Raw genomic sequence first — 19,114 nt, 5'->3', positions numbered from 1 at the left:
GTGATAATCATGAACTTTGATGAAATCTTCTATAAAGTCGGTGAAGCGGCTGAGAAATCAGTAAAATGGCTCGAAAAATGCTTAAAGGAGATAGCAAAGCCGAAACCCTCAAAAAACCCTCCGAAATTCAAAATCCTTAAAAAGCTGATAAAGAGAGAACTTACAGTTCATGAGCTTTTAAGTTTAAACCTTCAGCTCTCCTTTATCCTCTATCTCGTGCTTTCATTATTGGTAGTCCTTTTTGGAAATGAGCTCTATTTGACCTTGACTTTTGTTGTTTACTTCCTCTATCTTAGGTATACTATTTTAAAAAACCGGGAGTTCTTCATTGAAGTTGAACCTTACAGATTCTTTTATTACGGGCTAACAACTATCGGCTTTCTCTCCTTTCTTGGATATCTTCTGGTAAGGCGGTTCGCAAAGAACGTCTACTATTTCTACGCTTACTTGGTACTCATTTTTATAGTGGTGCTGGCATTTAGGCACATCTACAAATCAAAGTTTACCAGAGATTGGACTTATGGGGTTGTAGAGGAAGTAAAAGGTGAACTTGTGAAGATAGACGTCCATGATGATATAAGGGCCAATGTAAAGCCCGGCAAGTACTGGGTCGAAAGTGCAGAAGAAGTTGAAGTTGGGGACATTGTAAAGGTTCTCGTGGAAGAGAGGATATTCAGGAGCTCTATTCCGAGGAGAGTGCTGGAAGTTCATAAAGCAAAACCCTCATCATCAGAAACTTCAACACAGCCAAAGGCTGAAAGTGAAGAGAGCAGTAGCAAGTAAATCGACGTATACGGTTCTCTTTTGTAAGTTTTCACGAATCCTTCTCCGTTCTTAATTACGAGAGGCTCTACTTCTTCGGTAGCCGGTTTGATAATGAGCTCTCCCTTATTAACTTCACAATCCCAATTAAGGCCGTTGCAGATTCTTTTAACAAATGCACATGCCTTTTCGTGCTCTTTGATGCTTACGCGGTAATAGATGGTGTAGCCCATGTGCATCCCCTATTTACTTTGTTTAATAGTAAAAGGAGAACACTTAAAAATGTTTTTGTTTTTATTCCTTATATGCTTAAGTCTATAAGGGGGCAACTTTTTCTTTTCAAGCCTCGCTCTTCAGTACGGGAAGAGGCCAGAAGGCTACTCTTCAACTTTTCTTAAGTCTATCCTTTTTATTCCCAATCTTTCGTAAACATTATCTGAGCTTATTATTTCTCCTCCGCAGTTTGCCGCATGGAATGCATCAAAGACATTTGCATTGTATTCCCTAATGTAAAGAGCGGCTTTCAGATATTTTGTATCATCTATATTGCATATTGCCATAACGCTTCTTGTGATTTTAATAGGATCAAGATTATAGCGCTTGGCTAAGAGCATTAGCTCAATAAAAGTGACTTCTGAGGTCGTGATTTGGTCTTTGTATTTATTAAGTATCTTTTTTGCATTCTCTTTTAACCAGTCATTTGGTTTTAGAAGAGCAAGGAAAAAATCGGTATCCGCATAAATCATTATAATTCCTCCAGAGCTTGCTTTATTATGTCTTTCTTGAGTTCCTCAATTGACTTTTCTGGAAGTTTTTTTCCAATTTGCTCCAGTTCTTTTATAGGATCTTTGGGTTTGGGGATTATTAATATTCCTTCTGGGGTTTCTACTAGGTATACATCTTTAGTAAGTTTCTTTCTCATGCTCTTTGGGATGTACACCCTGCCTTTGGAATCTATTTTTGATATCATTTTCCCACCACATAAAAATAAGTGGGAAATTATTTAAATTTTTCCACAAAACATTTAAAGCTCTCCACAGAGCTCCGCAAAATTCCTGTAGATATCGCTTCCCTTTTCCGTGTGTGCCACTTCTGGGTGGAACTGCACTCCATAAATCGGCAGGCTTTTGTGTTTCATTGCCTCAACGGGGCAGAAGTCGCTCTTAGCTAAAAGCTCAAATTCTTTTGGAAGCTCCTTTACCTCATCCATGTGGCTCTCCCAAACCTTAAGCTTCTCTGGAAGCCCTTTGAAAATCTCATCTTCCTTTATTATCTCAACCTCGACGAGGCTGTATTCGGCTTTTTCTCCCCTGCCCACTTTACCACCAAAGTGCTTTGCTATAAGCTGGTGGCCAAGGCAAATACCGAGTATTGGCACGTTGAATTCTTCGTAGTGCTCTAGGATTGCTTCACAGTTGCCCGTTCTTTCCAAAGTTGGGCCGCCTGAAAAGATTATACCCTTTGGGTTCATCGACTTTATTTCTTCGAGGGGTGTTGTGTTCGGGATTATTTTAGCTTCAACGCCGAGGTAGCGGAGGGTTCTCCAGATCCTGTGCACGTATTGTCCGTGATTATCCATTATGATTATCATCTCCCCTCACTCAAACTCAATCGTTGCCGGAGGCTTGTTCGTTATGTCGTAGAGAACCCTTCCCACCTGTGGAATTTCGCTCGTTATGCGGAAGGCTATTCTCTGCAGCACTTCAAAGGGAACGTTCATTGCATTTGCAGTCATGCCGTCCAAGCTCTCAACTACTCTGACCGCTATTGTCTCTTTGTAGGCCCTTATGTCGCCCTGCACGCCAACTGTTTTGACTCCCAAGAGGACGGCAAAGGCCTGCCATGGCTTTAGACCGGCTTTCTCAATCTCCTCTTCAACTATGGCGTTAGCTTCCCTAACGATAGCGACCTTTTCTGGTGTTACCTCCCCCAAGACTCTTACGGCTAATCCTGGTCCCGGGAAGGGCATGCGGTTGTATATCTTCTCAGGAAGGCCGAGCTCCTTTGCCACTTGCCTGACCTCATCTTTGTAGAGGTCTCTTAGCGGTTCTATGAGCTTAAGGTTCAGCCTCTCCGGAAGTCCGCCGACGTTGTGATGGCTTTTAATTTTTCCTTGGCTTTCAATCCAGTCAGGGGCTATCGTGCCTTGAATCAGAAAATCAGCGTTTATTTCTCTTGCAACCTCCTCGAAGACGTCTATGAAGGTTTTCCCTATTATCTTTCTCTTTTGCTCGGGGTCTACCACGCCTCTTAACGCATTAAAGAACCTCTCCTGAGCATCGACGTAGATTAGGTTAAGTCCAAATTCGTCTCTGAACGTCTTTATAACGAACTCTGGCTCTCCCTTTCTCAAAAACCCCGTGTTTACGAAGACAGCATAAAGCCTATCGCCAATGGCTTTGTGAGCGAGTATTGCCGCTGTAGAGCTGTCTACGCCTCCGCTTAAAGCGATTATTGCCTTACCATCACCTACAGTTTCTCTAATCTCTCTAACCTTCTCTTCGATGAATTCCTTCCACATGATCGCCACCTTCAACATAAAATTGTAAAATTTGATTTAAAAAACTTATCATTTAAACATGAAAATGTAAAAACTATCTCTCAAGGGGATAGTTCGGAGCTTCATTTGTTATTGCAATGTCATGTGGGTGGCTTTCTCTAACTCCAGCCTGGGTTATTATCACGAACTGGCCCTTCTCTTTGAGCTCCTGTATGTTCCTCGCTCCAACATACCCCATTCCGGCTTTTAATCCTCCTACAAGCTGATAAAGCACTTCGCTGACCTTTCCTTTATAGGGGACGACCCCCTCAACGCCCTCCGGCACAAACTTCCTCGTTTTCATGTAACCCTTTTGATAGTATCTCTCTGCTCCACCTTTCATCATGGCTCCTAAGCTCCCCATTCCTCTGTACTGTTTATATTTTCTTCCGTTTATTGTTACTTCTCTTCCGGGGGCTTCTTTTGTTCCGGCTAAGAGGTTTCCAAGCATAACTGCGTCTGCTCCAGCTGCTATGGCTTTGACTATGTCGCCGGAGTACCTTATGCCTCCGTCTGCGATCACTCTAATTCCATACTCCATGGCTCTGTCCGCCACCATGGAGATTGCCGTTATTTGGGGCACCCCAACTCCGGCTACTATCCTCGTTGTACATATGCTCCCTGGCCCTATGCCCACTTTCAGGGCATCCGCAAATGTTAAGTCATCAACGGCTTTTGGATTCGCTATGTTTCCTACTATCATCTCCGCATCGACCTTTTTTCTCATCTCTTTCATGGCCCTTATTGCCTTGAGGTTGTGTGCATGGGCTGTATCTACAACTATTACATCCACATCGGCTTTATCGAGAGCTATTGCCCTTTTAATGTCAAAAGGCGACACCGCAGCGGCCACTATTAGCTTTCCTTCCTCATCCCTTATAGCGTTTCTGTGCTTCTTCCTCGCTAAGAGGTCGCCCATGGTTACAATTCCAACCAGCTTGCCCTCTTCATTTACTATTGGAACCCTGTCTATGTTGTTCTCTATCATTAGGCCCATTATCTCCTCTATGCTTGCGCTTTCTTTTGCCGTTATAACGTCCCTTGTCATGACATCTCTAACCTTCTGCCCCTCTCTGGTCGTTATGTCGGTCTTCGTTATTATTCCGACAAGTTCTCCATCTTCAATAACGGGCAGACCGTCTATCCCCTCTTTCTCCATCAAGAAGAGCGCGTAATCTATTGTCTCCTCTGGGGAAATCGTTATGATCTCTTCTATTGTCTCTTCCCTCTTTACCTTTTTTACCATCTCGACCTGCTGCTCAATGCTCATATTTCTGTGTATTACCCCTAAGCCACCTTCCCTTGCCATTGCAATGGCCATCTCCCACTCTGTAACGGTGTCCATTGCCGCGCTTAGAATCGGAATGTTGAGTTTAATCCTTGGCGTTATCTGTGTAGAAACGTCCACATCCTTTGGCTCGACTTCAGTTGCCTGTGGAATCAAGAGCACGTCATCAAAAGTGTATCCCTTTATGGCATTAACAAGTTTTTGTGTAAATTTGCCCATCCTTTTTCTCCCCCTTACCCTTTTTAAGGTGAGAATGCATAGGGCTTTTAAAGTTTACTTTGCCAAAACCTTTGGTTGAGAGTTATGGAATAATCAAATTTTTGTTAAAATTAAAATGAGAGGAGAGAATCTGCAGTCCCTAACTGTTACCCAAACTTCAGGTTAGAATCTCATCAAGCCTTTCTTCCTCAATTGCCTGCTTTATCTCTCTGGCAATCCTTCTCCCGGTGCTCATTGGCTCGTTGTATCGCAGCCATGTGTAAGGGGAGCCGTTTATGAAAGGATTGGTTCCAGCCACAATTCTCGCTGAAATCTCAAAGACCACGAACTCCATATCTTCAGTAATAACTCCTTCAAGGCAGAAAGGCCCCCATAAGCCACCCATAAGCTTCTTTGATGCCTCCACCACTCTTTCTCCAGCCTCAATTACGTCCATGAGCAGGCTTTCCCTAAGGACTATTGGAATGTTCCCTACAACCGTGTAGCTTGTCTCTACACCAAATTCGAGCTGCTGTTCAGCACTTATCCTCCCTATTGCATCTGCGTTGCTTTCGTATCTTTTATCTATGCTCATAAGCTCGAGTTCTTCGTTTAACTTCGAATAGAAGAAGTGTGGGTATACGGGAACTCCTATGACGTATTCCTGTATTTGGACTTCTTTTAGATCTTCTTTATCTCTAATGCCGAGCTTCGATGCCTTCTCCCAGAACTCCTCTGGTGTTTTTGCTATGAAGTATCCTTTTCCCCCTTTGGCGCCATGGGGCTTTACTATTACGGGTCTATCTATGTCATCTGGGTCTTCAATAACCTCGGGAACCCTTATTTTTGCCTCTAAGAGCCATTTTCTCTCAAGTTCCCTATCGCTCTCCCACCTGAGGACTTTTTTGTTCCCATAATACAAGGCTTTCATATTTTCTACCTTCTCAGTTCCCAAGTGAGCAACGAAAGACCCAGTGGGGATTACTATCGCTTTCTTTTTAAGCAACTCCTCTTCGGGATACTCGCCAACTAAGAACTCATCTGCCACGGGAAAATACCTTGTATAGAGTGGTTTAACCCTCTCTTTTCCAAAGGCTATGGTTTTAAATCCCTCCTGCTTGGCTCCGTGAAGTATCTGGAGTGCAGAGTGAGAGGCATAAGTAGCGATGCTAAACTTCATTTTATCACCAAGAAAATGTAAAAATCAAATGCTTTTAAGGTTTATTTTTACATAAAAATGTAAAAATCAGAGGGCCTTTTTAAGGAAGTATTCGTGGAGTCTTGTATCGTCAGTAAGCTCTGGATGGAACTCGAGTCCGATTAAGTTTTCCTGTTCTACGCCCACTACTCTGTCTCCAAGCCACGCTATGGGCTTTACCTTGTTGCTCAGCAGTTCAACAATCTTCGGAGCACGTATGAAAACTCCTATAAATGGTTCGGGGCTGAATGCCAGCTTTAACGGTGCCTCAAAGCTGTCAACCTGCCTCCCATAAGCGTTTCTGTTGACCTTAATCTCAAGGAGCTCCAAGAATTTCTGCTCTTGCGTAGCGCCTATTACCTCTTTGGAGAGCATTATCAGGCCGGCACAAGTTCCCATTATTGGAATTCCCTCTTCTCCGAGCTTCTTGACTACATCAAAGAGGCCGTTTTTCACCATGAGCCTTGATATAGTCGTGCTCTCTCCGCCCGGGATAATTATTGCATCTATTTCTTTCAAGTGCTCCGGCTTTTTAAGCCAAAAGACCTTGCCATTAACACCAAGATTCTCCATTGCTTTTTTAGTGGCTTCGATGTGCTCACTTACAGCCCCCTGAACGCCAATTACGCCCACTTTAACCATCATCTCTCCTCCGAAATTAAACTCCTCTCTCTTCTAGGCGAACTTCGAGCTTCTCGAGCTCAAGTCCATGCATTGGCTCACCTAAGTCTTTACTTATCTCTGCAATTACGTCAGGCTCATCGTAGTGATTTACAGCTTCAACTATTGCCCTTGCCATCTTCTCTGGATTTGAACTCTTGAATATGCCGCTTCCAACGAATACTCCGTCCATGCCCATCTGCATCATTAAAGCTGCATCCGCTGGAGTTGCGACACCACCTGCGGCAAAGTTAACAACCGGAAGTCTTCCAAACTTCTTAATCTCAAGAAGAATCTTGTAGAGCCCATCCACTATCTCCCGGTAAGTGTATTCCTCGTAGACAGGTTCATTCTCAAGAATCTTTGGCTCAAGACCGCTTATCTCCCTTATCTCTAAAGCAAGCCTCAAATACGGCTCGGCAAACTTCTCTGCAACCCCATATATCTGTTCATCCGTCATTCTTTGGAGCAATCTGATGTTTTCATTTACCAATCTAACGTGCCTTACAGCCTCGATAATGTTTCCGGTTCCTGCCTCACCTTTAGTCCTAATCATTGCGGCTCCTTCCCATATCCTTCTAACGGCTTCTCCAAGATTTCTTGCTCCACATACAAACGGAACCTTGAACTTCCGTTTATCTACGTGGAAGTAGGGGTCTGCTGGGGTTAGAACTTCACTTTCATCGATCATATCAACGCCCAAAGCCTCCAAAGCGAGAGCTTCAGTGTAGTGGCCTATTCTAATTTTGGCCATAACTGGAATCGTGACTGCGTCCATAATCTCTTGAATTTTCTCAACCGGTGCCATTCTTGCAACTCCGCCGGCTTTTCTTATATCGGCCGGAACTTTGTGAAGGGCCATAACCGCAACTGCTCCGGCTTCTTCGGCTATTCTTGCTTGCTCGGCATTTGTAACGTCCATTATAACACCACCTTTGACCATTTTGGCGAATCCTCTCTTCAACCTTTCAGTCCCCTTTTGCTCAATAATATCGAACTTCCCCATTTGCACCACCTCAAGATATTGTCTTCAATATTATTCAAGTTAAAACTTGAATATAAAATTTGCGATTAGAAATAGCAGGAAATGTATTGCTCATGTGTGTCCAATACACCATGCGGTTGGAGTAACCAGATATTTCTGTAATATATGTAAAGGAATTAAAACACAGTATTACCATGCATATCAACAATTATCCCAACAGTATCCAACGCACAACCAACGAATAGATAAAGATCGAGTGGTAATATTTTTACTATTCTTATGAACTTGTTTACTATTTGAAATAGAAAATTTTTTAAAGTATAAGATGGAAATTCTTGTTGGATAATTTGTCCGGAGGTGACCCTATGAAGCGGAAGTCATTGGTGGCACTGTTTGTGAGCTTTTTGATTCTCGGGCTGACTATCAGCGGGGCAAGCGCTACAGCGAGCTTCGTTAACGTGACGGTGAACAGTACCGTAAAGGTTCCACAGGAGTTCAGTCCGGAGAAGAGGCCGGGGGATGAAGTACAGCCACAGTTCGGAGGCGCCACTATTATGGTGGAGCCTTTCCTTGAGGTCTTTGTCTCGGGTATAGGATGGATAGTGGCAATAGGGAGCATCGTTGCGGCAATCGCTAAGTACGTGTATTCGAAACCGGTTAGCGAGTTCACCGAGGCTTTCGTAAGCGAAATTCCTGACAAGATTTCGTACAATGGTCAGAAACTGGCAAAAGGAGTTAAGATGAACTTCTGAGGGAATAAGGCAGAAATCGGTTACGGGTACGTTAAGAAGAAATGGTGGGGCCTCAAAAAGGAAGCCATCATAGTGAAGCCCATCATCACAATAACCAGGGACGAGGTCAAGGCTGTCGAAGACTTATTCAGCCCGAAGGAGCTTGGGAAAATATTGGCACAGGCTTACAAAAAGGGCTGGAATGCCAAAGATGCCTATGAGATAGCACGTGAATTTAGAGAAGCTACGCAGAATTTCCATGCAGAGTTTAAAGGACTTGAGAGATGCGAAGCTGGAGATGTCACAATGGATCCTGGGTGGAGGGAACATATAATCGAACGCCACATTACTATGGAAGCCGCGACATGGAAGAAACGAAACAGCAAATGGAATGTTGATTCAGGGGAGGATATAGCAAACGTGATTAAGGAGGTCATAGAGTCCTTTGACAGGAGTGCATCAGAATGTAATAAAAACGGTAAAGAAGCAGTTCTCAGGAAGAACAAGGGTGGAGTGTGGTACAGGGTCGTGATAGAGAAGATAAAAGGTGAGTGGAAGGTGAAGACTGCCCTTCCGGAGGGTTAACTTTTGCCCTCCGCATTTTTATCATGGGGTGATGAACTTGATAACCTGGTACTTCGATGTTGAATACTTGGCTCAGAATAAAACTTGAGGGGGCCCTTCAATGATTCACAAAAAGATGCTCAGCTGGCATTTCGACTTGGAGAGAATTAGGTGGGAGCTCACTAAAGGGGTTATTCCTCCCGAAAAATCCATCCCTATCCAGCGCCTCTCACCGCTGTTTATATTAAGACCAAGCGAATACTCACTGAAAATTGATGGGAAAGAAGTCCTCGCCGAGCCCCTAGAATCACTTGATTTCCTCAACGTTCCCCTCAGTGCATTTTTGGTTAGCATATACCTGCATGGATGGATTGACGAATTCAACAGAAGAGTTGTCGCCAGAAAGTGGTTCGAGGACTTCCTGCGAAAGTTCATGTATCCCCCGGAACTCAGGAGGTTACCAGACCCGCGGCTAAAGGAAACACCCATCCCGGAGCTTGAGTACGAGTACGGCCTCAAATGCTCTGAAATAAAAGGTACAGCGTTTGAAGCCTGGTTTGGGAAGATTGACCATCCCATTCTTTTTAAACTGGAAGGTGAGGGCTCTCAAGTATGTGCCAACATAGCAGTCCCCACTGGCGACCATGCTTACGAAATGGTGGAAGTTTCACTGAGGTGCAATGCAAGAGGTCTCGCCGCTGAATTTCATAAAATGGGGATGATTACCCTCGGGGAGCTGGAAGGGCTTGCATCGCTGATCAGAGAACCCCTGCAGGATGTGATGAGAGCCTACCTCGACTTCCTAAAAAGAATCGGAGAGTTCTCTTCCAAAGTTGCAGGTGAGTGTAAGTAGAATTATAAAAAACCAAAAATGTAGTGGAGAACAGTAAAAGATGATAAACACCGTTGTACCTTTGCAAAAGCATGGCTCAACGGATGGGACGCAAACAAAGCGAAGAAACTTGCAGAGGATTTTGACAGAAAGTACAAAAATTTCAGAGCGCACTTTAGGGGGAGATACAGCTGTGGTGGCTATTTCCCAGAGGGAGACGTTATCATAGAGAAAGGTAACGACAGATATGGAGCCAAACACATTATTAGGCGTCACATTTTAGGAAAGAAACGACCTGGAGAACGAGATCCAACGCTCTTTCCAGCAGACTGGTCTGCTGGATTCATTTTGGACATTATTAAAGAAACTATTGAACAAGGCGAAATTGACTGCAATGATAGGGAACACACACCAGACAAATTTGTCATCGAGAAGGGATTTAAATACTTTAAAGGAAAATGGGTTGGCAGGAAAGTGAGAGTAGTTCTTACGTATGACAGGGCAAGAAAACTCTACAAGGTGATAACAGCATATTTGGAGTGATGTGCTTTATGCTCCCCTTTAATTTTTCTATCTAATCACTAGGAGGGAAATAAGGATGGCTGTTAAGCTTTGGATAGATGCATCCCTGAAGGAACTGAAAGAATCTGGAGGGTTTGGGGCATGGATAATCATGGAAGTCAATGGAAAGCGACTTGTGTGGGCAAGTTGCTACATTAAACAGGCTTTAAGCGGCCTCCTTGCCTCAATAGCCTACGCGTTAGACTCCTGCAGTGCAATTCCACATGTACTTGGAAGTTTCAATGAAGAGGATGTTAATGTAATATTGAGGAATTGCAGGGATAAAGAGTTCATAGAGAGCTTTGGAACATACGAGCCCCTTGTCACTGTAGTATTCAGGAAGATTGGGGGGCATCTCCTTATTGAATCTTGGGAAAACAAAAAGCTAGTAGGGAGAGAAAAGGTTGAGATTGAAGAATATGTGAAGGCAATATTGGAATTTTTAAGAGAGTACCTTGAAGAGACTGATAATGAAGCCTATCTTACTGCTTTTAAGCGGGCTGAAGAGCTTGCAAGATTGAAACAAGTAGAAATCTTCCCAAAGTAACAACGCCATACTTAGTAGACTGGGAATAAACTTAATTACTTAATTAGCAAGCTCCTGGCAAGAGCATACCTGAACAGATGGGATGCTAGTAAGGCGAAGAAGCTTGCAAGAGGATTTGCCAAAGAATACAAGACATTCAGAGCATACTATAATGCCAGAAGCTTGTGTGGAAGCGTCAATTGCAAACCCGGAGAAGTCATAATTACGGAGAAAGGTGCGAAGCATATAATCAAAGCCCACATCTTGGTTGATAGCCACCCACTAAAATCAAAGTTTGAACAATTAACTGCAAAGCAACTATTAAAACTAATAAAAGACAGTATCGAAAATGGAGAGGTTAATTGTGCCGAGAGCAGAACCGATTTAAAAAGGATAGCAATAGAAAAATACCAACCAAAATTAGGTGTTAAACTGAGGGTCGTGATTCAGTGTATAGGCAAGAGCCGGTGGAAGGTCATTACGGCGTTTCCAGTTACAAAGGGATGACTTCATCGTTTTTGTTTATCTTTGTCCTAAAAGTAAGGCTGGTGGAAAGTATGATAGTTCGGCATAATGCCAATCCAGGAATTTACTGGTACTGGTATACCACAAAAACGCTGGATCCAACCGCTAAAAGCGTGGACGAGCTTTTGGAGTGGACAGAGGTACTTTTTGACTTCGATAATGTTCTCAAGCACCACCTGCCGGAGCTCAGAGGTCACTGGATTGAGAACCCCTCACTCCTAACTGGGGTTCCTAGGAACATCAACGTTCTCTCCACCACCGTAAGCTTCCCCCGCTTTCTTGGAAACTTCATAGCTGGAATTTTATACGCGCTCGAAAGGGAGAACGAGTTTAGAAAGTTCATTGGAGGGCCGGGGGTTAAAACGCCTGCCGGGGACGGTAGAATGGTTCCCGAGGATATTCTAAAGCCCATTGGAGAGCTCCCCGACTGGGCAAGGAGAACGCGAGCAAAGGTCAAACTCTACGTGGACATGGACTTTGGAGCCTTTGATCCCACCCTTCATGCGGTACTTTTGAGGAGTGGAAACTCTCTGATTTGGATTTTCGACAATGGCAGGGTCTACAAGATGGAGGAAAGAGAGTTCACGAGGTTTGCTTTGGACATTCTCATTGCAGGGAAGGACTCAATAAATGTCCTAATCGATCGTATTGATACTCGTTCATCCCTGGCCAAGGCCACAATAAGGCACATTGACAGGTCAATTGAAATGCTTGGACTTATCAGATAGGAAAGACGCCTTTGGAGGGGGTAGCCTTGATAAGCTGGTACTTCGATGTTGAATACCTAAGAGGAAAGGTGAAAAGCGGGGAATACGTTAAGGATTTTTTGGTCCGGAACAAAAAGCCTATGCGCCTCCATACTCTTTCGAGGCTCTTTCTTTTACCTCCGGGCAGATATTCACTAAAAATCATGGGGCATGAAGTCCTCTCAGACGACTCTATGGAGCCATTAAGGTTCTTTCTTGTTCCGCAGGATTCGTTTCTTGTGAGCATTTATCTCAAAGGATCTCTCGAGAAATTTAACAAAGAAGTCGTCATAAGCGATTACTTCACCGAATTCCTGCGAAGATGGATTTATCCCCCAGAACTAAAGCGAATACCTGATCCTAAACTAAAAGAGGTGTCCATTGAAGAACTAAGGCACGAATATATATTGGAGTGTCCTGACATCGAGGGATCTGTTTTTGACGTGTTATTTGGAAAGTATCTGAACCCGGTGATATTTAAACGCGTCGGGGAAAGGGCGATTGTATGCTCGGAGATTTACTTCGCCGAGAGGAATGGAACGCTTAACCCGAAGAGGATCCTGATAGAATGCGATGCCGACTCCCTGTCAGAGGCTTTCTTCGAGATGGGTGTGGAAACGTTGAATTCCTTGGAAAAACTGGCCCAGCTGCTTCCCGAGGGCCCATGGAGAGAGCCATTATTAACATATATTGAAGTCTTAAGGAGATTTAGAAACTTTCTCCATAGCCTATAAGCTTGCACAAGCTGGGAACTAATACTTTGAAGAGCACCTCGCAAGAGCATACCTGAACGGATGGGACGCTAACAAAGCTAAGAAGCTTGCGGAGGATTTTGACAAGGAGTACAAGAACTTTAGGGTGAAGTTCAAGGGGAGATACAGCTGTGGAGGCTACTTTCCAGAAGGAGACGTTATCATTGATAAGAGGGGAGCAAAGCACATAATCGACAGGCATATCTTAGAAGAAAAATGGAAATATAAGTCAAAATTCAAGTACTTAACCGCAGATATGCTCCTTCAAATACTCAAAGAGACAATTGAAACTGGTGAAATAAACTGTGACAGAAGTAATCCACCAAATGAGGTAGTCCTTGAAAAGTATTACTACGGGCTCGGCGCCAAGAACAGGCTAAGGGTAGTTATCAGAAAAGTTTCTGATGGCCTCTACAGGATAGTAACAGCACATCCAGTAGATTGGGACTGAATAGTGTCTAACTGATCATATAGGGTGATACAGATGGGAGGATTCGAAATCATGTTCACACTTGGTGAATCCTCTGGATCATTAGAAAAGATTGTGGAAGAGGCCATAACGGCTGGGAAAGAATATGGATATTCAAAAGAATCAATAATAGAGATTGCTCTCAGCGAGTACGATGTTTTTATTCACTGTCAGGGGAAAGAGGTCTTTAATGCGACTGTTCACTTCAATGAATTCCTCTATGAGCTTCTCAGATTTGCATTTTATGCTATGACTGGAGAAGTTCCCAAGAACATGAGATCCTACGGATGGAGTTTCAAAAGCTCTAAAGAGCTCCCGGACTGGCTTGATGAGGAAGTTAGAACCTTAAGAGAGCTATTAGGAGGGGAATTTAATGAGCTAACCTCCAACCTATTTTTAAGGTCTTTTCTCGGAAGTTACGATCCGAGATTTATTGTCTATGGATTCAGGGGAAGTGAGTATGTCTATTTCATAAGTGTGGACTACCGGAAGGTCTGTAAGGTGTCAATCAAGGAGTTCGTGAAGATTATAATGAACGTCACAGAAGATGCAATCCAGGAGCTGGAATCCTACACCCCCATATTCGAGAAGAACGGGATTAAAGGGTACCAAGAAATGATTAACGACTACAAGAGACTTCTTGAAAAGCTGAGGGCGTCATTAAGAAAGCAATAACAAGTAGAGAGGTGAACTGTGGCAAAAAAGACTCTGGGGTCATCAAGGTGGTACGCATGACAAGAGTTCACCTCTGGTACACACTCCCAACTAAAGATTACCTGAAGGACGCCGTTTTATCGTCACTCTCGGACACCATGGAAACCTACACTGAATCCGTGGAGGAGGGTGATGAGGAGGACTTCAACGAGCTCCTCAAAGGCATTATCTCAAGAGCATTTGAATACAACATGATTAGATATGGTTTAAAGATAGGGGATATAGAACTCATAGCCCCCGCTATAGGGAATTTAATTGACTTCTTGGAAGATGTTGCCCTGTCCATACTTTATGCTAGGAAGGGCAGAGAGGGAATCCTTGATCTCTCAAATCTTCCCTTGGAGGTAAACCCACTTAGAGGCATGAATTTGGAGAGATCACTCTTCTATACTGAGTCTCTCAAACTGCTTTTTGGAACTTTTGACCCTATAAGAACGCTTTTCTTTCATAAAGGGGGAGATATCCTTGAGATAACATCACTCGACAGGAGGCTGAAGATTAATATAGATGCTGGAGAGTACGCAGATGTCCTTGAGAAGGATATCTTAAGGGCCGTTAGAGACGTGGAAAGAATATTAGAGATGTTTAGCCCCCTAAAATTGCTTAGACCTCGTATCCAATGGATAAAAGCCATAATAAAATATAGCCACATGGGGTGAGAAGAGTAGGGAGGGGCATCATGGAGGACTTCGAAATCACATTCACACTTGACGAACCCTTTGGACCGCTGAAGAAGAGAATAAAGGAGATAATAGGGCTGGAGAGGGAATATGAGTATTCAGAGGCATCGATAATCGAGATAACCCTCAATGAGTACGATGTTTTCATTTATTATCAGGGAGAAGAATTCTTTAATGCAACTGTCAATTTTGACGAATTCCTTTATGAGATCCTTCGCTTCGCCCTTTATGCCTTGAGCAGCGAGATTCCGAAGAATACTAAATCATACGGAGGGAGCTTTAACAACATAGACGAGCTTCCGGAATGGCTTAATAAAGAGGTGAAGGTTCTCAAAGGACTACTAAAAGACAAATTTGATGAATTAACCTCAATGCCCTTCCTGCGATCCTCCCTTGGAAGCTATGACCCCATCCTGAGAACATATGTCTTCAGACATAGAGATGAATTTTACATTGTAAACATTGATTACAGAAAAGTGGCCGTCCTGCCTGCCAGAGAGTTCACAGTAGTTATCTTGAAAACGGTTGAGGATGCCATTAATGAGCTGGAAACAGGTGTTGGTATATCTGAAAAACATGGAATTAAAGAGTACAAAAGACTGTTAATGGACATAAGGCTACTAGTGGGAAAATTAAGGGAGAAAATGGGGACATTATGATGGAGCTGTTAAAGTTTACTCGATTGTCTGCAGGTTTCCAAACATATAGGATAATCTGACAGGCTTTCAAGCACATACAAAGTTTATAATGGAATTTTTATAGTTTTCATAGATATAACATAATTCTTCAGGGTTTTTTATCCCGCAAACTTTTTAAAATTCCGCTAAAAACCTAGTTTTGAAATTTAAAAACTTTATTATAACAAAGTTATGGTGATTACCATGACCCAGATGGAAGACGCCAAAAAAGGAGTAATAACGGAAGAGATGAAGTTCATCGCTGAAAGAGAAGGGATAAAAGCAGAAGAGCTTAGAAAAAACGTTGCTAAAGGTTATACTGTCATTTTTAGAAACCTCGTTCATGATTGGGTAAAGCCAGTTGCCGTAGGTAGAGGAGTGAGGGTAAAGATTAATGCAAACATCGGAACCTCAAGGGACATAGTGGATGTTGAAGAAGAGATTGAGAAGGCCAAGATAGCCGTGAAATATGGGGCAGATACAATAATGGATCTCTCCACTGGCGGAGATATAGATGCCATAAGAAAGAGAATTATGAAATCCGTTGATGTGCCTATTGGAACGGTGCCAATATATCAAGCTGCTGAGGAAATGCTCATCAAGGGGAAGGCCATTATCGAGATGAGCGAGGATGACATGTGGAACGCCGTTGAGAAGCACTTTAAGGATGGTATTGATTATGCAACTATTCACGTTGGCGTTACTAAAGAAGTTGTGGAAAAAATGAAGCGCACAAAGAGAATAGTCGGAATGGTCTCTCGCGGCGGAACGTTTTTGGCAGCGTGGATACTCCACTGGGAAAAAGAGAACCCGTTCTACAAAGACTACGACTACCTTTTGGAGCTTGCCAAAGAATATGATGTGGTTTTGAGCTTAGGCGATGGTCTTAGACCCGGCGGCCTGCCAGACGCTGGGGACGAGCTTCAGATGAGTGAGCTCTATACATTGGGGCGCCTGGTCAGGAGGGCGAGAGAATTTGGAGTTCAAACGATGGTTGAAGGGCCCGGGCATGTCCCAATAGACCAAATCCCAATGCAGATAAAAATAGCGAAGGTTGCAACCGATAATGCTCCCTTCTACGTCCTTGGTCCCTTAGTGACGGACATTTTCCCGGGCTACGATCACATAGCTGGGGCCATTGGAGGGGCAATAGCCGCTTTGAATGGAGCGGACTTCCTTTGTTATGTTACACCAGCCGAGCACTTAGGTTTGCCGACTAAGGAGCATGTTCGCCTCGGCGTGATAGCTACAAAGCTGGCAGCCCATGCCGTAAACCTAACGCGCTTTGAAGAGGAGTACCAGAAGGACTATCTCATGGCTTTGGCGAGAGGAAGACTGGATTGGGAAAGGCAGTTTGAGCTTGCCATGGACAAAGAGCGTTTCCTAGAGATTAGAGAGACTAGGCCAACTTCGACAGAGGCCTGCTCTATGTGCGGCGACTTATGTGCGATAAAGCTCATCAACAACATGCTCAAAAGGTGATAGCATGAGGCTCGTTTATCAGGGAAAGACCAAGGATGTGTATGAAGATGATGATTGCCTGATCTTCCACTTTAAAGACAATATCTTGGGTTTTGAAAGCAAAGAAGATACAGGGGGTAATGAGGTTATAGGGAGGAGAGAAGGCAAAGGAAGTGCAATTTTAAAGGAGACAGAATTCTTCTTCAAGCTTCTTGAGGAGAATGGAATAAGAACTCATTTTGTTGAGCGAATTAACGAAAGGAGGGCAAAATTCTTAAAGGCTGAAAAAATACCACTCGAGGTTATCTACCGCTTCAAAGCCTACGGGAGTTTTTTGAGACGCTATGGGAAAATTGTCAAGCCTCTTCAGAAGCTTGATATTATTGAATTTACGCTTAAAGATGATGCTCTTGGGGATCCTTTAATCTGCGAGGAAGCCGTGGAAAAGCTTGGCATAGCCTCAAAGGAAGAAATCGAAGAAATGAAGAGGATAACAAGAAAAGTTGCCCAGATTTTGAAGGAATTCTTTGAGAGCAGGGGGCTTGAAATAATCGACTTTAAACTTGAGTTTGGGAGAAGGAACGGAGAACTTTTGGTAATTGATGAGATAAGCGGCGACACGATGAGAGTAATGAAAGAGGGGCAGGTTTTGAAGCAGGAAGAGATTTTGGAGGTGATTGAATGATAATCTCAACCATAGCATCTCATTCTTCACTTCAAATCATTTTAGGGGCTAAGAGAGAAGGATTCAAAACTCGCCTTTATGCCTCTCCAAAGCGGGGAAAATTCTACGCTTCGCTTCCAGCTGTCGATGAGCTCATAGTAGTGGATGACATGAAGAAGATCCTAAGCGACGAGGGAATCATCATCCCGCACGGCTCCTTCGTCGCATACTTAGGCCTTGATGCAATAGAGAAAAGCGAAGCAAGGTTCTTTGGCAATAAGCGCTTTCTTAAGTGGGAAACAAAGTTCGAGCTTGTGGATAAAGCACTCGAAAAGGCGGGAATTCCGCAGGTGGAGAGCGTTGATTTGAGCGAGGTTAGGGATGATAAGCTATACTTCGTTAGAATTGAAGGTCCAAAAGGGGGAAGCAGCCACTTTATTGCCTATGGAGGGGAACTTGAAGAAAAACTGAAACCTATAGAAGAAAAATACAGAATTGAGCGCTTCATTGATGGCGCCTACATCTACGTCCACTTCTTCTACTCACCAATTTTAAACCGCTTGGAGCTCTTCGGAGTCGATGAGCGCTTAGTAATAGCCGACTCAAACAAGAGAAGGCCGTTCAAAGCCCTACCGTATACCATAGTTGGAAACAAGGCCGTTGCCCTTAGGGAATCCCTCCTCCCGAGGCTTTACGACTACGGTTTGGCCTTTGTCGAGGCAATGGGAAAGCTCGAGCCGCCTTTCATAGGACCTTTCGCGCTCCACTTCGCTTACGATGGCGACTTCCACTGCATAGGCTTTGCTTCGCGCATAGACGGTGGGAGCAACGCGAAGCACTGGTATTCCGCCCTATACTGGGGCGAGGAGATGCTCATGGGTGAGAGAATTGCGCGTGAGATTAAACTTGCCCTTCAGGAGGAGCGCTTAGAGGAGGTGGTAACATGAAAGGAGTTTACGTCGGGAGAATGGTTGGGGTAGGCCTGAACGATGGAAAGCCCTTTGCCTTCTACCGCTTAAGCTCTCGTTCATTCCCAAACAGAAAGGCCCTAATAAAGGGAGATGAAGTGTATATAGTCAACCTAACTGAAACGGACAACCCCTACGTGAGCTATCCTGTGGTTAAGCTCCTCCGTGAGTACGCGGTTGTGAGCAATGGGTCTCATACACCATTTATAGCCCAAGCCCTCGGGGAGGAGAGTCCTAAAAAAGCGCTGATTCACGTTTTAGACGCCATGGGGTACGAGCGCGATGAGTATAACACGCCAAGAATTGCTGCGGTAGTTCAAAAGGAAGGCGATAAAGCTTGGCTCGGCTTCGTGGGGAAGAATGAGCTCTGGGTAAAAGAGATGAAGCTTGAGGAGGGGAAAGCATTCTTCACCGCGACGTACAACGTTGATGGTGTTGAAACGCTAAGCTTGGACTTTAAAGACGAAAATGACCTGGCAGAGAGAGCTTTGAATCTTAGCTTTGCACATCCAGTGCTGGCTATTGGAGTACTCGATTATGGGGAAGAATTTAGGGTGGGGGTGAAAACCATAAAGTAAATCCCTTTAAGCTTACTCACGACAAATACCTTTTTA

25 protein-coding genes are annotated in these 19,114 nt (G+C 43.9%); 17 read left to right on the top strand and 8 right to left on the bottom strand.

The genetic code is table 11. The features are described 5' to 3' along the window. Positions 1-9: 9 nt before the first annotated feature. Positions 10-783 (top strand): DUF2101 family protein, encoded by a 774-nt coding sequence (locus tag NF865_RS01830; protein ID WP_253304925.1) that lies wholly within the window; start codon positions 10-12, stop codon positions 781-783. A gap of 356 nt (positions 784-1,139) precedes the next feature. On the opposite strand, the gene NF865_RS01825 is transcribed toward NF865_RS01830, so the two are convergent. The 8 genes from NF865_RS01825 to pdxS all read right to left on the bottom strand — a co-directional run bounded on the left by NF865_RS01825 (position 1,140) and on the right by pdxS (position 7,651). Then, the gene (locus NF865_RS01825) at positions 1,140-1,508 is read right to left on the bottom strand and encodes a type II toxin-antitoxin system VapC family toxin (protein ID WP_253304924.1); all 369 of its coding nucleotides are present in this window, start codon (positions 1,506-1,508) and stop codon (positions 1,140-1,142) included. Then, positions 1,508-1,732 (bottom strand): AbrB/MazE/SpoVT family DNA-binding domain-containing protein, encoded by a 225-nt coding sequence (locus NF865_RS01820; RefSeq protein ID WP_253304923.1) that lies wholly within the window; start codon positions 1,730-1,732, stop codon positions 1,508-1,510. The genes NF865_RS01825 and NF865_RS01820 overlap by 1 nt, the downstream gene beginning before the upstream one ends. Before the next feature lie 54 nt (positions 1,733-1,786). Continuing rightward, positions 1,787-2,353, bottom strand: a complete 567-nt coding sequence (locus NF865_RS01815; protein WP_253304922.1) for a GMP synthase subunit A — start codon at positions 2,351-2,353, stop codon at positions 1,787-1,789. Positions 2,354-2,359: 6 nt separating this feature from the next. Beyond that, positions 2,360-3,283: a glutamine-hydrolyzing GMP synthase gene (gene guaA / locus NF865_RS01810; protein ID WP_436317673.1), complete on the bottom strand. Its 924-nt coding sequence runs from the start codon at positions 3,281-3,283 to the stop codon at positions 2,360-2,362. A 73-nt stretch (positions 3,284-3,356) separates the two neighbouring features. Then, positions 3,357-4,808, bottom strand: coding sequence for an IMP dehydrogenase (gene guaB / locus NF865_RS01805; RefSeq protein WP_253304921.1), 1,452 nt, complete (start codon positions 4,806-4,808; stop codon positions 3,357-3,359). Positions 4,809-4,965: 157 nt separating this feature from the next. Next, a complete protein-coding gene (locus NF865_RS01800) occupies positions 4,966-5,967 on the bottom strand; it encodes a formate--phosphoribosylaminoimidazolecarboxamide ligase (protein ID WP_253304920.1) in 1,002 nt (333 codons plus the stop codon). A gap of 66 nt (positions 5,968-6,033) precedes the next feature. Next, positions 6,034-6,627, bottom strand: coding sequence for a pyridoxal 5'-phosphate synthase glutaminase subunit PdxT (gene pdxT, locus NF865_RS01795; RefSeq protein WP_253304919.1), 594 nt, complete (start codon positions 6,625-6,627; stop codon positions 6,034-6,036). A gap of 16 nt (positions 6,628-6,643) precedes the next feature. Continuing rightward, positions 6,644-7,651: a pyridoxal 5'-phosphate synthase lyase subunit PdxS gene (gene pdxS, locus NF865_RS01790; RefSeq protein WP_253304918.1), complete on the bottom strand. Its 1,008-nt coding sequence runs from the start codon at positions 7,649-7,651 to the stop codon at positions 6,644-6,646. Positions 7,652-7,995: 344 nt separating this feature from the next. Here pdxS and NF865_RS01785 point away from each other — a divergent pair, with 344 nt between their 5' ends. The 16 genes from NF865_RS01785 (at position 7,996) to NF865_RS01710 (ending at position 19,078) form a co-directional block, all read left to right on the top strand. After that, complete coding sequence (locus NF865_RS01785) at positions 7,996-8,382, top strand: hypothetical protein (RefSeq protein ID WP_253304917.1); 387 nt, start codon at positions 7,996-7,998, stop codon at positions 8,380-8,382. 72 nt (positions 8,383-8,454) lie between these two features. Beyond that, positions 8,455-8,946: a hypothetical protein gene (locus NF865_RS01780; protein ID WP_253304916.1), complete on the top strand. Its 492-nt coding sequence runs from the start codon at positions 8,455-8,457 to the stop codon at positions 8,944-8,946. A gap of 100 nt (positions 8,947-9,046) precedes the next feature. After that, positions 9,047-9,778: a hypothetical protein gene (locus NF865_RS01775; RefSeq protein ID WP_253304915.1), complete on the top strand. Its 732-nt coding sequence runs from the start codon at positions 9,047-9,049 to the stop codon at positions 9,776-9,778. Between the two features lie 327 nt (positions 9,779-10,105). Then, complete coding sequence (locus NF865_RS01770) at positions 10,106-10,300, top strand: hypothetical protein (RefSeq protein WP_253304914.1); 195 nt, start codon at positions 10,106-10,108, stop codon at positions 10,298-10,300. Positions 10,301-10,355: 55 nt separating this feature from the next. Further along, positions 10,356-10,865, top strand: coding sequence for a hypothetical protein (locus NF865_RS01765; protein ID WP_253304913.1), 510 nt, complete (start codon positions 10,356-10,358; stop codon positions 10,863-10,865). Positions 10,866-11,027: 162 nt separating this feature from the next. Continuing rightward, positions 11,028-11,351 (top strand): hypothetical protein, encoded by a 324-nt coding sequence (locus NF865_RS01760; protein ID WP_253304912.1) that lies wholly within the window; start codon positions 11,028-11,030, stop codon positions 11,349-11,351. A 50-nt stretch (positions 11,352-11,401) separates the two neighbouring features. Next, entirely contained in the window at positions 11,402-12,097 is a 696-nt protein-coding gene (locus NF865_RS01755) for a hypothetical protein (RefSeq protein WP_253304911.1), read from the top strand. Positions 12,098-12,123: 26 nt separating this feature from the next. Continuing rightward, complete coding sequence (locus tag NF865_RS01750; protein WP_253304910.1) at positions 12,124-12,849, top strand: hypothetical protein; 726 nt, start codon at positions 12,124-12,126, stop codon at positions 12,847-12,849. Between the two features lie 124 nt (positions 12,850-12,973). Next, positions 12,974-13,318: a hypothetical protein gene (locus NF865_RS01745; protein ID WP_253304909.1), complete on the top strand. Its 345-nt coding sequence runs from the start codon at positions 12,974-12,976 to the stop codon at positions 13,316-13,318. 33 nt (positions 13,319-13,351) lie between these two features. Beyond that, positions 13,352-14,011 carry a hypothetical protein gene (locus tag NF865_RS01740; RefSeq protein WP_253304908.1) on the top strand — a complete coding sequence of 220 codons (660 nt, stop codon included), beginning with the start codon at positions 13,352-13,354 and terminating at the stop codon, positions 14,009-14,011. A gap of 56 nt (positions 14,012-14,067) precedes the next feature. Next, the gene (locus tag NF865_RS01735) at positions 14,068-14,709 is read left to right on the top strand and encodes a hypothetical protein (protein ID WP_253304907.1); all 642 of its coding nucleotides are present in this window, start codon (positions 14,068-14,070) and stop codon (positions 14,707-14,709) included. A 20-nt stretch (positions 14,710-14,729) separates the two neighbouring features. After that, positions 14,730-15,389 (top strand): hypothetical protein, encoded by a 660-nt coding sequence (locus tag NF865_RS01730; RefSeq protein WP_253304906.1) that lies wholly within the window; start codon positions 14,730-14,732, stop codon positions 15,387-15,389. A 222-nt stretch (positions 15,390-15,611) separates the two neighbouring features. Beyond that, entirely contained in the window at positions 15,612-16,889 is a 1,278-nt protein-coding gene (gene thiC, locus NF865_RS01725; protein ID WP_253304905.1) for a phosphomethylpyrimidine synthase ThiC, read from the top strand. 4 nt (positions 16,890-16,893) lie between these two features. Next, a complete protein-coding gene (locus tag NF865_RS01720) occupies positions 16,894-17,553 on the top strand; it encodes a phosphoribosylaminoimidazolesuccinocarboxamide synthase (protein ID WP_253304904.1) in 660 nt (219 codons plus the stop codon). Beyond that, positions 17,550-18,479: a formate--phosphoribosylaminoimidazolecarboxamide ligase gene (locus NF865_RS01715; RefSeq protein ID WP_253304903.1), complete on the top strand. Its 930-nt coding sequence runs from the start codon at positions 17,550-17,552 to the stop codon at positions 18,477-18,479. Before NF865_RS01720 ends, NF865_RS01715 begins: the two co-directional genes overlap by 4 nt. Continuing rightward, the gene (locus tag NF865_RS01710; RefSeq protein ID WP_253304902.1) at positions 18,476-19,078 is read left to right on the top strand and encodes an IMP cyclohydrolase; all 603 of its coding nucleotides are present in this window, start codon (positions 18,476-18,478) and stop codon (positions 19,076-19,078) included. The genes NF865_RS01715 and NF865_RS01710 overlap by 4 nt, the downstream gene beginning before the upstream one ends. Positions 19,079-19,114 lie beyond the last annotated feature (36 nt).

Origin of the sequence: Thermococcus aggregans (assembly GCF_024022995.1) — an archaeon.
Classification (GTDB): Archaea; Methanobacteriota_B; Thermococci; order Thermococcales; family Thermococcaceae; genus Thermococcus_A; species Thermococcus_A aggregans.
The sequence above is the reverse complement of the archived record's forward strand: the minus strand, read 5'-3'. Positions and strand labels throughout refer to the sequence as shown.

Coding starts and splice junctions, on each gene's coding strand:
- NF865_RS01830 (WP_253304925.1), top strand. CDS start 10: ATGAACTTTGATGAAATCTTCTATAAAGTCGGTGAAGCGGCTGAGAAA.
- NF865_RS01825 (WP_253304924.1), bottom strand. CDS start 1,508: ATGATTTATGCGGATACCGATTTTTTCCTTGCTCTTCTAAAACCAAAT.
- NF865_RS01820 (WP_253304923.1), bottom strand. CDS start 1,732: ATGATATCAAAAATAGATTCCAAAGGCAGGGTGTACATCCCAAAGAGC.
- NF865_RS01815 (WP_253304922.1), bottom strand. CDS start 2,353: ATGATAATCATAATGGATAATCACGGACAATACGTGCACAGGATCTGG.
- guaA (WP_436317673.1), bottom strand. CDS start 3,283: ATGTGGAAGGAATTCATCGAAGAGAAGGTTAGAGAGATTAGAGAAACT.
- guaB (WP_253304921.1), bottom strand. CDS start 4,808: ATGGGCAAATTTACACAAAAACTTGTTAATGCCATAAAGGGATACACT.
- NF865_RS01800 (WP_253304920.1), bottom strand. CDS start 5,967: ATGAAGTTTAGCATCGCTACTTATGCCTCTCACTCTGCACTCCAGATA.
- pdxT (WP_253304919.1), bottom strand. CDS start 6,627: ATGGTTAAAGTGGGCGTAATTGGCGTTCAGGGGGCTGTAAGTGAGCAC.
- pdxS (WP_253304918.1), bottom strand. CDS start 7,651: ATGGGGAAGTTCGATATTATTGAGCAAAAGGGGACTGAAAGGTTGAAG.
- NF865_RS01785 (WP_253304917.1), top strand. CDS start 7,996: ATGAAGCGGAAGTCATTGGTGGCACTGTTTGTGAGCTTTTTGATTCTC.
- NF865_RS01775 (WP_253304915.1), top strand. CDS start 9,047: ATGATTCACAAAAAGATGCTCAGCTGGCATTTCGACTTGGAGAGAATT.
- NF865_RS01765 (WP_253304913.1), top strand. CDS start 10,356: ATGGCTGTTAAGCTTTGGATAGATGCATCCCTGAAGGAACTGAAAGAA.
- NF865_RS01755 (WP_253304911.1), top strand. CDS start 11,402: ATGATAGTTCGGCATAATGCCAATCCAGGAATTTACTGGTACTGGTAT.
- NF865_RS01740 (WP_253304908.1), top strand. CDS start 13,352: ATGGGAGGATTCGAAATCATGTTCACACTTGGTGAATCCTCTGGATCA.
- NF865_RS01735 (WP_253304907.1), top strand. CDS start 14,068: ATGACAAGAGTTCACCTCTGGTACACACTCCCAACTAAAGATTACCTG.
- NF865_RS01730 (WP_253304906.1), top strand. CDS start 14,730: ATGGAGGACTTCGAAATCACATTCACACTTGACGAACCCTTTGGACCG.
- thiC (WP_253304905.1), top strand. CDS start 15,612: ATGACCCAGATGGAAGACGCCAAAAAAGGAGTAATAACGGAAGAGATG.
- NF865_RS01720 (WP_253304904.1), top strand. CDS start 16,894: ATGAGGCTCGTTTATCAGGGAAAGACCAAGGATGTGTATGAAGATGAT.
- NF865_RS01715 (WP_253304903.1), top strand. CDS start 17,550: ATGATAATCTCAACCATAGCATCTCATTCTTCACTTCAAATCATTTTA.
- NF865_RS01710 (WP_253304902.1), top strand. CDS start 18,476: ATGAAAGGAGTTTACGTCGGGAGAATGGTTGGGGTAGGCCTGAACGAT.